The sequence below is a fragment of the Nostoc sp. genome (assembly GCF_036917815.1).
Lineage (GTDB): Bacteria > Cyanobacteriota > Cyanobacteriia > Cyanobacteriales > Nostocaceae > Nostoc.
The window spans coordinates 41,312-54,822 of record NZ_JBALEK010000025.1 but is presented as its reverse complement, the minus strand read 5'-3'; the positions used below and the strand labels follow the sequence as shown (position 1 = coordinate 54,822).

Below are 13,511 nucleotides of genomic sequence, written 5' to 3'. Positions count from 1 at the left end.
AAATCCTTTGAGTAAGATACTGGCATTTATTCATACAATATTATCTCTTCATTCTAACTTAGTTTGTGGTTCAATTACCTGAAAATTGCTGTAAACAAAATCCAGCAGGATACTTTAAACTTGTTTAATTTCTGTGACAAACTCAAACACAACTTTATACACCGATATTATACATCTCAAACCTTACACAAGACTTAATATCAAGCAGATATCAAGTCATTGGTCATTGGTCATTGGTCATTGGAACTGCCGAGGTTCTGTTGTTTGATGGATTGTAATAAGTTTTTGGTGGACTTTTCCACATAACGTGAAAAGTCAGTTCAGATGGAAAGATAGCAATCAGAAACTTCATAATTTCTCCCTATTTCTAAACCGTCACACCCTCCAACTCTTCATCTGTCAACTCATACAACTGACGCAACTTATCTAACTTATCACCATCAGCTTCCCAGAAACCCCGCCCATGTGCCTCCAACATTCTGCCTAAAATATTGCGAAAAGCTTCAGGATTTGCCTTGCGTAATTTATCCGCCATCTCTGCATCTAAGGCATAAGTATCAGCCGCTTGATCGTAAACCCAATCATCGGTAAAATCGGCAGTACCACCCCAACCAATCAACGCCGTCATCCGTTGGGAAATTTCAAAAGCACCACCAGAACCTTGATTCGCCATTGCTTGCGCCCATTTAGGATTTACCAACTTAGTGCGGTACTCCATCCGCAGCAAATCATCTAAATTGCGGGGTGTAGTATCCTTCGAGAAACTTTCCACAAAGCTAGTTGTCACCTTCTTCCCGCCTTGTTTTTCTGCTGCCCTTTTCAAACCGCCAGTATTAGCGTAGTATTCTTGAATATCAGTTAAACCATATTCTACCGAATCGATTTCTTGAACAATGCGATCGCTAGTTTTTAACAAAGTATTTAAAACTTCCGGTCTAGCTTGACCTTTATCTTCTCTCCCATAGCTGAATACATTGCGGCTTTGCCAAGTATTCCCCAACTCCTCACCAGATTCCCAATTACCATCAACCACCCTATCGTTCACCAAAGAACCAAAATCACCCGCCGGATTAGAAAACAATCTCGCCGATACATTCTCTACACCTTGGGCTTTCAAAGCCAAAGCATGTCTTCTAATAAAATTCTGATCTTCTGATTCATCAGCATCAGCCGCCCGTTGAAATAAATCATCCAACAATTCGATGATATTGACAAAACTATCTCGGAAAATCCCAGATAAATTAGCCAAAACATCAATGCGGGGATGTCCAACCTCCGCCAACGGCTTCAATTCATAACGAACAACCCTACCAGTTCCTTCCTTAACAGGTTCAGCCCCCACCAATTCCAACAAAATCCCCAAAGATTCACCCTTAGTTTTAATCGCATCCAATCCCCATAACATCACCGCCACCGTCTCAGGATATTTCCCACATTCATCCAAATGCTGGGCGATAATTTTTTGAGCAATTTCTCGTCCTCGTTGGTATGCCGCAGGTGAAGGCATCCGATAAGGATCTAAAGCATGAATATTCCTCCCAGTCGGCAAAACCCCAGCCCCATCCCTTAACAAATCCCCCCCCGGCGCAGGCGGAATATACTCCCCATTCAACCCCCTTAACAAATTCGTCAACTCATCCGTAGATTGCATCAACAAATCTGTAATTTGCTTTTCTTCCTCTTGGCGTCCTTGGCGTCTTCTCTCCGAGACGCTGCGCGAAGGCGGTTCGTCTCCAAAATAAGCCTCCAAATACCCCTCCAACTCCTCCTCATTCGGTGCTTCCCCCAAAGTATGTAACCCAGAAGAAAACAACCGATTTTCTAAAACCTGTAAATATCCATACAACTCCACCAAATAATCATCAAAAGCATGATTACTAAACATCCGCACATTTTCAGGAGTAAAGGCAATCCCCAACTTCTTCGCCTCTGTAAACGGACAATCTGCATCCAACCCAGAATCCACAATTTTTTTACAAATCCCTTCCTTCAAAACATAATTCTTTTGGGGATCTTCCCGATACTCCGAAATCAAATCCCGCAACCCCACCAACTCCTTATACAAACCTGCACGACCATAAGGCGGGACATTATGAGAAATCAACACACCATAACCGCGACGTTTTGCCAACATGGATTCTGAAGGATTATTCGCCGCATATATATATAGATTAGGCAAATTTCCTAACAGAATATCCGACCAAGAATAACCCGTATTACCCAAAGGAGAACCAGGCAACCATTCCACCGTTCCATGCATGCCAAAATGAACTAAAGCATCAGCTTGAAACTCATTTTGTAACCATTTATAATAAGCAGCATATTGGGGATGGGGCGTTAAATCTCGTTCAAACATTAACCGCATCGGGTCGCCTTGTATGCCCAAAGGTGGCTGTACACCTATCCAGACATTGCCTAATTGCACACCACCAATTTGGAATTCATCGCCATAAGTTTTAATACCAGTCCCCGTGAGAGATTTCCATTGTTTTTCGATGCGGGATGTTTGCAGATATCCTAGCCATTTTTCTAGGGTACGGGCGTTGACAGTACTTATGTGCTGGGCAACATTATCTACGGGCAGGCGAGACGACTGCCCCACAAGAGGATTAGCTTCATCTGCTTCTTTCACCCAGCGAATCAATTCTTCTCCATCATCAGGCAAATCCCCGACAGTATAACCTTGTTCTTGAAGTGCGTGGAGAAACTTCAGCAAACTACGCGGGACATTTAATAATGCAGCTGTCCCCACAGCACCATAACCGGGAGGAAACCCATATAAAATAATCGCAATCTTGCGTTCCGATGCAGGTTTTTGCCGCAAAGCCACCCAACTTTTTACCCTACCAATTAATCGCTGCACTCGTTCGGGAACCAGATAAATATTTTCGCCCACCAAACCACCGAGAGGAACGGTATCAATAGCCCCATCCAACTCTGGTAAAGCGTACAATACTACACTTTGCAATCCGCCGATACCTTGGCGCGTCCACGAGGAAATATCTTGAATTAATAGTGGTGCGGCAATAATATAAGGTACATTCTTGGCAGTGAGAATGCGTTTTGCTACTTCCACCTGACGCCCAGCTTCCATTGAACCAGCCGGGCCACCCACCAGAGGAAAGCCAATTGTGGAAACGATCGCATCGACTTTAACTGCTTCACTAGATAGTGAGGGAGTCTCGATATTACCTAATTGTCGTTGCTGAATTTCATAGTCGGTTGTCATTAAATCTCGTACCGCTACGTGTCCTTCCACGCCGTTGATGAAAATGGGTAAAGGAGTTAACCCGGCTTTTTCAAAACTGCGAATTAGTTGGGGAATGTAGGGTTGTTTGGTGATGACGTGTTTTCGGTAGAGGAGAATTCCGACAACTGGGGAGACGCGATTTGGGGAGACGCGATTTGGGGAGACGCGATTAGGGAAGAAGACGCGATTAGGGAAGAAGACGCGATGAATCGCGTCTCTACAATGGGTTTTATGCCATTCTAAATATTCGCGGGGCGATTCAAAAAACCCTGGATAGTCGGGATGGAGTAATCCGATATTGGGGGTTTCGACTAGGGGGGGAATGTCGCCGACTTTTAAACCCAAGTATTTTTCTGCTAGTGTCCAGAATAATGAAGCGACGTTTTCTGAACCGCCAGCATTCCAGTAACCATAGATAATTAACCAGTTGCGTAAGTCTTGGACTTTCTGCACTGGGACATATTTCAGTAGTTTGGGGCCAATTTTTAAGAAGCTGATGTAACCAGCGAGTTTGTCTTCTTCTCGTCCGTTGCTAAATTTGTCGAGGATGAATTTAACTGGTTTGGGCATTCCTTTGGGATTGTCGCCAATGGCAAAAATACCTAGCTTGGTTAAACTCATCAATTCTAAGGCTGACTCAAACACCAAACGGATGGGAATTTGGGCAATGCGATCGCGCAGCCACACAACTTGGTCATAATCAAATAGTAGGCTACCGAAAAACACATCAGCGTCATCAAGTGCTGCTTCTACCTCGGTGCGTTTATTGGTAAGATCGCGATCGCTAAATACCCGAATATCCAACTCAGGACAGCGAGAGTTAGCCAAAAAAGCTGCTTTTCTATACAAGTCCGCGTTGAACGATTCAAACCCAGCAACTAAGACGATGCGTTTCATGCCTGTAAGCTACGAAATATTTCTTTACTTAAATTTTAAACGTGCTTCCAGGCTAATTGTTAAATATCTAAAAGCTTACATGGGCTTGGCTTCGTTAACTGACTTTTTACGGTATCTGGAAAACCTCTCTCCTACAAGGAGCTACGGTGTACACACATCTTTATGCTAAGTGCAAAATGTGGCTTGATCCCCCTAAATCCCCCGTTAAATAAATGAGTAATGAGTAATAAGTAATACCCATTACTCATTACTCATTACTTCCAAATTAAAGACAGTTGGAGTCCTGACTTTTCACGTTATGTGGAAAAGCCCACGAAAAACCTAACCCCCTAACCCCCTTCCCGCGACGGGAAGGGGGAAAATTCAAAGTCTCTCTCCTTTTAGGAGAGAGATTTAGAGAGAGGTTTTCCACATACCGTGAAAAGTCGGGTTGGAGTCGGGGATTTAAACCCCAACTCAACTGATACTACGTGTAATGGTTGGGGTCTTAAAACCTTGAATTTACGATAAATTGGGAGACTTTGATTCTTTTCCCCCCAATTTATCGGGGAGCCAGCGCGGTCTTCTCCCTTGGCGCTAGCCTCTCCCTTTGGGAGAAGGGGAGACGCTAAAAGCGATGGGGTCTCCCCAAGTAGAGCGACTGGCGTGGGTTAGGGGGGATCAAAACGTTGTGGGGCTAGGTTATAAGACTTGTGTGTACACCCTAGCCTACAAGGAGGAGCCACTGCGTTGGGCGGCGAGCCACTCTTGTTGCACGTGGCGTCAGAGACTTGGAATTTTCCCCTCTACGATTCTCTTCCCGATGCCCAGGTATCACGCCATTTAACGGTACCTTCTTTGGCAATCACCCAACGGCGAGTTACCAGATTTTCGCGCAGAGGCGATTGCCCTTCTCGCCACATTGCATACTTATAAGTAATCAGCTTACCAGCACTTTCATCAAAAGGAATCTCGGCAGACCAGGTATTGGAGTTGATGTACTCTAAAGGATAGGCTTTGCTGATATCCCAGTTACCCAACTCTGGGCAATCTCCTGTCACCACAATGATTTCACCGGGTTGGGTATCCACGCCATTTAGTTGGACGCGGACAATTGTCTGTCCTTTGATTCGTTCCCCAACGTGGCTGAAAACCAGCACTCCCCGTTCTTCTAATACCAGATTATAAATTTTGCCGTCTTTGACTTCATATTTATTGCGAGTCACCACGCAAGTATGTTCGCCATCGGGTAATTCTGTTTCTACTTCTGGGAGAGTAACTTCTCCTCCCCGGTTTAAAGCGACAAAACACAAAGAGTCACGATAGCGGCGGACATAGCAGTAAATATCGGATGTTAAGTATTTTTGCCAGTGGCTACCCATTGAGACAGCTGGATTCAGTCGCCGTAAGCCAGACAGCAGCCGGATGCAGCGATAAATCTCACTCTCACTATCCCAATTTTCCATCATTGGGCGGTTGTATGGGTCGTTACCGCCGTCGGTATCGTTGTGCAGATATTGTTCTGTGCCGTAATAGATGCAGGGAATGCCGCGAGATGTCATAATTAGAGCGATCGCTACTTTCAACATCGCTGGATCGGGGTTCAGCGATTGGAAGCGGCACATATCGTGGTTATCGATGAAGGTAACTAGCTCTGTTGAGCCGTTATAGCGATAATCCTGATCAAAAATGTATTGAATTGTTTGGAATCCCATTTCTGAACCTTGCGCTAGTGCGGCTCGAATTGCCACGCACAACCCAAAGTCTAGAAGTGTCATGCCTGAGTGATTGGCAAATTCTACCGAGCGATCGTCACTAGGATTACTGTAAATCCATTCACCAAAAATAAACACATCTGGTTTGTGATTCGTCATCTCGCCAGTGAATTCTTGCCAAAACCAGATGGGCATGTGCTTGACAGTATCCACCCGCAGTGCATCCACACCCCGATCTAGCCATTGTTTAATTGCTGACTTAATATATTCTCGATATTCGGTGTTGTTTTCATTGAAGGTTGCTAAACCGGCTAGTTCACAATTCTGTACTTGCCAATCGTCTTCCCAATTTTGCACTTCGCCATAATGGTGATACCAATTATTCACATCATCATTGAAGTCAGCAATTTTCACCCCATCATCAAACAATTCGCCTTTGCTACCACTGGTATCAGGGCTGCTATGGTTGCAGACAATATCCAGCACCAGTTTCATATTCCGCTTGTGCAGTTCTGTAATTAACCGATCAAAGGTCGTATTTTTTTCTTCTTGAGTAGCATTTAAAGAAGGATTTTCTCCGTCAGCAATGTAGCGAGGATTAATCCGCTTAAAGTCTTTTGTCCAATAGCCATGCATCGCCGCATTGCTAATAAATAACTCTTCTACCTGCTCGAATAGTGGAGTTAGCCAAAGGGCAGTAACTCCCATGTTTTTAAGATAGTCTAACTTATCGATGACACCTTGCAAGTCGCCACCCCAGTACTTACCCCACTCTTGTCTAGTTGGATCGTATAATTCTGAGTTTGCACCTTCACTGTTATCTGGATCGCCATCATAAAAGCGATCGACTACCAGAAAATAAATGGTTTCTTGACGAAATTCAATATCTCTGGTGTAAAGAAACTCTAAGTCAATCTCAGTTTCCGATGGTGGGGTTTCTATGATAGCGTCTACTTTTTCTTGTGCAGAATCAACTTTGTATTGATCTGGTGAAAACTGGGATGGAGGGGTTGTTACCATAAAAAAACTCAAAATTTCATGTAATGTCACATTTGTAGAACTAACAGTACAACATTTCGACTATTGCGTGTCGCTACAAACTTCGGTATTGTGACATCCGGCCCACGGCGTAAGTATCTATCGCTAGCTAGTTTATAATTCTATCCATAGATATAATTCATCTGCTAGAGGGTAAAAACAACGGAATATACCAGTTATTAACGATAATTGCTCCATCACCAAAATTTACCAAAGCGAAAACTGGAAACAGCTACCCCACCCCTAAATGCATCCTCATGATAAACGCGATCGCCCGGCTCTGTTTCTGCCGCACCAACAGCCACTAAGAGCGGGATTAAATGATCCTCCCTGGGATGGGCTAGGCGAGCTGAGGGCGCGTTGCTCCAGTTGAGTAATTTCAGGTTTCTTTCCTCCGAATTCAATCCGCAAACAGCATCAGTCAGCCACTCGTCAAACTCATGGGAGGGGACACTTGCCTGTGGTCCCATCTGTCTCAAGTTGTGATAGCTAAGTCCACTGCCGACGATCAGCACTCCCTCCTTTCTTAGAGGAGCAAGTGCCCTACCAGCTGCCAGATGAGCTGCTGGATCATAGTCTCTGCGAAGCGATAGCTGAAGCACTGGGACATTTGCTTCTGGGTAAGCTACTACCAGAGGGGCAAAGACACCATGATCAAACCCACGGGAGTTGTCGGAACGCGTCTGAAATCCCGCTTTCTCTAACAATTCTTGCACTTGGTGGGCTATTTGCGGCGACCCTGGTGCAGAATATTTGATGTGATATGTGTGTTCGGGGAATCCAGAGTAGTCGTAGAGCATCCCAGGGGCAGCACTCGTCATCACTGTGAAGTCACGTTCTGACCAATGACCAGAGATCATGAGGATTGCCTTGGGGGTTATGCCGATCTCCCTCGACATTTCTTGCAAAGACGCTTCCAGTTGCTCAAATCCCGGCATCTCCGGCTTTAACCACGGCCAGGGACCGCCCCCGTGGGAAATAAAGTAAGTTGGGAGGGAAATTTCATGGTGAGTTTTGTTTGTCGTCATGAGTACTTGTCTTTAACTTCTTGAGTTCTCAATTTCTTTTTGATTGTATGACTTTAGGACTTACGCATTGACAGAAAAACCGAAATAGCAGATATGCTTTTCAAGGTTTTTAACCAGATTTTTCAACTATCTTTTTGCGATCGCTGTGTGCAGTCATTGAGCATGGCGGTTTAACCCGTGCAGCTCAACTACTTGGGGAGTCTAAAGGATCGGTGAGCCGTCGCATTACTCGCTTAGAACAGCAGTTAGGGGTGAAACTGCTTAACCGTTCGTCGCGGGCTGTTTCACCTACCCAAGAAGGGATGGCGTTCTATCGGCGGAGTGTTCAAGCTTTGGCTTTATTGGATGAAGGGGCTACAGAACTGCGGGATGCGCGGCTAGAACTATCAGGGCTGTTACGAGTGACGATGCCTGTGGATTTAGGGTTATCTGTATTTCCGCCCTTGATCGCGGAATTTTCAGAGCGATACCCTAACATCAGTGTGGAAATTTTGCTGACTGAGACGTTACTTGATTTAACAACGCATCAAATTGATATCGCTTTTCGAGCCACAAAAACACTTTCAGACTCAACATATATCCTGCATCGATTAATCAACAATGTATCAGTGCAATTATTTGCCAGTCCTCAGTATCTCAAGCAACGAGAAACTATTGACACAGTGACGGATCTGATTCATCACCGCATACTCTTGCATCAGCGATTGTTTGGTGCTAAACCCATCAGGTTTCATCAGGGCAATACCAGTCGTCAAGTTAATTTGAGTGCCAACATCATGGCGAACGACTTTGCTTTTCTCAAACAAATGGCTCTCTTCGGGGCTGGTATTGCGATTCTTCCCACTCTCTTATGTGAATCAGACTGTAAATCAGGACAATTGGTGAAAGTTTTGCCCCAATGGTCTATCGGGGAGCAAGCTTCTGTTTATCTTCTCCATGAGGGACGGCGACTATTGCCAGCCAAGGTGACGTGCTTTCGTGATTTTATGTGCGATCGCTTTGCTACAATCAGTTCCGAAGTTTGATCGCAACATTGCTTCTCAATTTTTAACGTATTAACCAACTTTTTCTCTAGAAGATTCGCTCCATTGGTAAACTGACCATTGTCACCTTCAATCTGTTATTAGTATCAAGGAATTAAATTTAGGTAGCAATTATGACTAAATATGACAAGGTTTTTAACTCACCAAAGACATCAGAAGAATCACTAAGTCCAGAAGAAGCGGTGGCGGCGATCGCAACTGTCACTGCGATCGCTGATTCATTGATTGAAGATGTAGATGCAGAAAGTTTGGCGGGTATCCTCTGGGAATTCGAGGTTTTCGAGGAATACTCAGAAGATGAAATCACCGAAATAGTTGATCGACTGATCTTGATTGCAGAACAAGAGGGAATTGGGCCTCTGTTTAATGTCGCTAAAGTATCTCTCTCAGATGAGTTAGTACTGGATGGTTTTGCTGCTGGGGTAATAGTGCTTTTAGACGATGATCTTGCCATCCCCAAATCAAAACAAATCTACCTTAAAAAACTACAAGCAGCTTTAGAACTGGAGGATGAAGAAGCAGAGGAAATTATTAAGGAGGTAATTGCAGCCTTTAAAGAAGCAGAGAATGAAGAATATACAGACGACGAAGATGAAGATGAAACCGTAATCATAGAAGATTTTACAGAACAGACATATCAATCTCCCTTAAATAATTTTTCAGTGCCGATTCCGGTTGATCCGCAGCAGGGCGGTAGAATTCAGAGTCAGGAAGGAGTAGTTGGCTTTTCTGATGACATCGGTACTTTGCTGAGAATCGATTATTATCCTTTCCCCTTAGAACAGTTAGAAGAATTAGAATCTATTGGACAGGAAGAATATTTACAAACAATCTTAGTAGACAAGTATATACCCCAAGCGATTTTTGCCAATGTCCCAGAGGCTTCTGTAGAGTATACCGAATATCTGGAAAATACTTTGCGAGGCGCTTACTACGTGTTAATCGATATGCCCAAAGGTTCCACGATTTCTAAACAAGAAAATAATGGAACTGCAATCAGATTAGATGCCTATCGGGGGCTGCTCACCTTTATAAGTGGTGAATTTTTGTATATAGTTAGTAGTCAGCACAGCTTTCTTGACGGCGAAACTCCCGATTCTGTTGCAGAAGAAGCCGAAGATATCAAGGAGAGTATTTTAGAGTTTGTTGAGACTATAGAGTTCACTTAAGTAAGTTAAGTAATGTAAAAAATCTTGAGATTAGTTCGTAGTGTACCCCTTCGGGGATCTTGCTACACGTAGCGTCTCGTAGAGAGGATTTTAGTCCTCAAGCAAAGACTGGAGCCACTCACTACAAACCTTTAATTATTTACTATCGGAATCCGGTTTGATTTCTGAAAAAAATTAAGTATTTGTAGGGTGCGTTATGACTTTAGTCTAACGCACCAAACCCTTGAAAATGGTGCCGTACTCTCGGCGATAACACACCCTACGTGTTGTTCAAAAATCAAATAGTAATCCTATAGGACTAGCCCTTTCAAGGTGACTACTAAAATCTGTTTTTTCTCTCTGTGTTGCGCCAGTTGCTTCAAGTCGGGGAACCCGCCCAACGCACTGGCTTCTCTGTGCCTCTGCGGTTAAAAAGTAATTTATTTAACCTTATTAGGTGCAGAGAACACAGAGTAAAGAGATTAAAGAGGAATTTTGTGACCAAAATTTTTACCCACCTTGAAAGGGCTAGTCCTATTTATGCCGCTCTACTTAGTACAACTTTGCATTAATCTCGTAGCGAATTAAATTTGGCAAGTCAATGCATCGTTAATGCTACCCTTTTACGCAAATGTCACCGCAAAAAAAGGATCGGAAATAAAAAACACCTGAGTTCACATTATCTTGTTATAAAAAACATTACTTCTTCATATTAAGTAAACCTAAAAAGCTATATATCTAGATTTGGAAAAAAATTACTGAAAGAAAGAACAAAAAAATAAAATTCACGTAGGAATTATTGTAGATAAAGTGACTCAAACTAACACAACGAACCTTCAAGAGGAAACAGATTTAGGGACTTTTATCGCTCAGGCTACTACCACAGACAAATGGGAAGTATTGCCGTACCAAGCCCCAATCCTACCTATACATGCTGCTCTATTTCATACTGGTAAAATACTATTTTTCTGCGGCTCAGGTAATGATCCCAGTCGCTTAAATACTCCCTATGACAGTGTGGTTTGGGATGTAAACAAGGGAACCTTTTCCCATCAAGCGCCTCCATTGGATAGTAATAATCAACCTATTGACCTTTTTTGCGCTGGTCACTCCTTCACCCCTGATGGGATGTTAATGGTTGCGGGTGGAACTCTGCGCTACGATCCATTCTATGGTACACCCTTTGCTCTAATGTTTGATCCCATTAACGAGAAATGGATCAACAAGCCATCAATGAATAATGGCCGCTGGTATCCGACTGTATTAACACTAAGCAATGGTCGGATATTAGCAGTGTCTGGGTATGATATACATGGCAAGCTCAACATACAACCAGAAATTTATTCTTCTACATTTGCAAATGGTTGGAATGCTTTTCCAGCAACTAGTGCCTTACTGTCATACCCACAATTGTTTCTACTAAGTAATGGAAACATCTTTTATTCAGGTGCCCAAATGGGCAGTGGACTGAGTGCGCCGAGGATATTAACCCTGCCAGGGACATTTACACAATCCATTACAGAAAAAATGGTACCAGGGTTGCAAAACCCAGATTTCGGTAATCAAGGTGCCAGTGTGCTTTTACCACCTGCACAAGACCAAGTAGTAATGATTATGGGTGGGGGTAATGCTACTACGGCAACAAACAGGGTGAATCTTGTAAATCTAAAAGCTACTAACCCAACTTACGTACCATCAAGGTATCTCAAATATTCTCGGATGCATCTGAGTGCAGTTTTGTTACCCGATCGCACAGTGTTTGTTTGCAATGGTAGCAAAATGAATGAGGACATAACACAATCAATGCTGCCAGCAGAAATCTTCAATCCACCCACATATACTTGGACACCAGTAGCTAAACAAAGTGTCCCCCGTGTATATCACTCCATAGCTTTACTTCTGCCAGATGGTAGGGTAGTTACAGCTGGGGGTAATCCTCAACGGACTGTCGATGAACTGCGATTAGAAATCTACAGTCCCGCCTATATGTCGCGGTCACGGCCAATTATTCAGAGCGCTCCTCAAACATTGAGCTACGGGCTGCAATTTACGATTCAGACACCCCAAGCTGGAAATATTAAATGGGTTAGTCTGATTAAACCAATGGCAACCACCCACTCCTGCGATACAGAACAAAGGTTAGTGGATGTACCAATTAATTTTAGGAACGCTACTTCTCTCAATGTCACGGTAACAACCAATCGAAACATCGCACCACCAGGCTGGTACATGCTTTTTATTAGTGACAACAATGGGACACCCTCAGTAGCAACCTGGACACAAATATCTTAGCCTTATCCGTTTATGTTCAATACACTGCTACTTAATAAAAGTCATTAATTCTAGGAGTAGAAATATGAGTTACAATCTCTCACGTCGGAAATTTGGCCAGTTGGTACTTGCTGGAAGTGTAGTATCTGGGCTTAGTTATGTAACCAACAAAGCTTTAGGGCAAACACCAAGTTTAAATATTGTCGGTATCGGTTCTAGCCCTATCATCACCACTGACGAAAAGGTTATTCCAGAGGGAAACACCACTGAGTTTAATAGCACAGCCTCAAAGAGTGTACCCAGAGATATTAAGCCTCTAGGACTTGTTTTGCAATCCTTAATGACAGGAAAGGCTCAGGTACTTATGGATAAAAGTACACCTTTAGTAGAGCCTAATGAGATATTGAGTGGCTTTACTTCTTTAAGCGATGGCACACTTGTTGTAGCCATTACTCCTGTTAGTATTAGCAGCAGAGAAGTGACACCTACTCGCATTACATTTTTGGGTACGCCTGTAAAAACTTTGATAGTCTCAGGACTTAAAGATAATCAACAGCTTGGGAGCTTGCTAGGCACTAATGATGGGCGACTTATCGCTCTAGTAGGTAACAAGAACGGTACACCACCGATCAGATTGGTAGATATTAACCTTCAAACAGGAGAGATAAGTTCTATTAGTAAGGTTAAATTCCCGAACGATGAGCGGGTTAGCAATCTAGCTGAGTGCCCAGATGGAAAACTCTATACCTCTTTACTTGGATTCAATGGTGATACAACTCTGGTGCAGCTAGATTCAAATCAAAAAAAGCCAATCAGACTGGCACAATTGAAATTTGATGGTAAAGCATGGAATAATGGCTTACAAAGCTTAGTTTGCTCTGCAACAGGTCAACTCCTCGCCTTTGGAGCGATGAGATATGAGACACCTAATGCTGTGTATAGCGTAGATAAGAACAGTGGAAACATGACTCGGCTACAAGACTTTGACACTGCTCAGATTACCGTTGTTCGTGGCTAGAAGGAATTGACTTACATGGCGAAATCTGGGACAAAGCCTACTTCAAATGCGGAGTAGGCTTTGTCCCAGAACAAATGCAGGTATGGTTTTGGGACGAGAGTGATTTCAGTTTACAAGCTAGCCG

Annotated in this window: 7 protein-coding genes; 4 read left to right on the top strand and 3 right to left on the bottom strand. The window is 43.4% G+C overall.

The window, feature by feature from the left end; genetic code table 11:
- Positions 1-367: 367 nt before the first annotated feature.
- From bchH to V7K97_RS07440, 3 genes are all read right to left on the bottom strand, one after another.
- Entirely contained in the window at positions 368-4,147 is a 3,780-nt protein-coding gene (bchH, locus tag V7K97_RS07450; protein WP_334800183.1) for a magnesium chelatase subunit H, read from the bottom strand.
- A gap of 785 nt (positions 4,148-4,932) precedes the next feature.
- On the bottom strand, positions 4,933-6,861 hold the full coding sequence (locus V7K97_RS07445) for an alpha-amylase family glycosyl hydrolase (protein WP_334800182.1): 1,929 nt from the start codon (positions 6,859-6,861) through the stop codon (positions 4,933-4,935).
- Between the two features lie 215 nt (positions 6,862-7,076).
- Positions 7,077-7,907 (bottom strand): DODA-type extradiol aromatic ring-opening family dioxygenase, encoded by an 831-nt coding sequence (locus V7K97_RS07440; protein WP_334800181.1) that lies wholly within the window; start codon positions 7,905-7,907, stop codon positions 7,077-7,079.
- Positions 7,908-8,041: 134 nt separating this feature from the next.
- Between V7K97_RS07440 and V7K97_RS07435 the strand changes: the two genes are divergently transcribed.
- From V7K97_RS07435 to V7K97_RS07420, 4 genes are all read left to right on the top strand, one after another.
- The gene (locus tag V7K97_RS07435) at positions 8,042-8,932 is read left to right on the top strand and encodes a LysR family transcriptional regulator (protein WP_334800179.1); all 891 of its coding nucleotides are present in this window, start codon (positions 8,042-8,044) and stop codon (positions 8,930-8,932) included.
- A 131-nt stretch (positions 8,933-9,063) separates the two neighbouring features.
- Positions 9,064-10,119, top strand: coding sequence for a hypothetical protein (locus V7K97_RS07430; RefSeq protein WP_334800178.1), 1,056 nt, complete (start codon positions 9,064-9,066; stop codon positions 10,117-10,119).
- Positions 10,120-10,908: 789 nt separating this feature from the next.
- Entirely contained in the window at positions 10,909-12,390 is a 1,482-nt protein-coding gene (locus V7K97_RS07425; protein ID WP_334800176.1) for a galactose oxidase-like domain-containing protein, read from the top strand.
- A gap of 64 nt (positions 12,391-12,454) precedes the next feature.
- Positions 12,455-13,387, top strand: coding sequence for a hypothetical protein (locus V7K97_RS07420; RefSeq protein ID WP_334800174.1), 933 nt, complete (start codon positions 12,455-12,457; stop codon positions 13,385-13,387).
- Positions 13,388-13,511: the final 124 nt, after the last annotated feature.